Raw genomic sequence first — 237 nt, 5'->3', positions numbered from 1 at the left:
ACCTACCACTGGGCCAAGGAACACGCGCGAATCATCGAGCGGTTTGGGCGGTTTCCCCATCGCAATGCGGTGTTGGCAAGAGAAACCACGGATGAAGAACAAGACTTCCTCAGCGCTGGAGGCTTCGCCGGCTAGGCCAGCGCTATTCCCACCAGGAATGCCCCCATAAAAACAGCGCATTGTCTTTATTTCCCCGGATCTCGTAGCGTGAGGCCTCATTTCAAGGAGATCGTCCAT

The 237-nt window shown here is 55.7% G+C and carries 1 protein-coding gene; it reads left to right on the top strand.

Annotation, left to right across the window (positions count from 1 at the left end):
- The coding region (locus tag AC0L2F_RS35970) for a DUF924 family protein (RefSeq protein WP_473251553.1) at positions 1 to 135 on the top strand (135 nt) is incomplete at its 5' end.
- Positions 136 to 237 lie beyond the last annotated feature (102 nt).

It is taken from the genome of Bradyrhizobium sp. Ken64 (assembly GCF_055807555.1).
The sequence above is the reverse complement of the archived record's forward strand: the minus strand, read 5'-3'. Positions and strand labels throughout refer to the sequence as shown.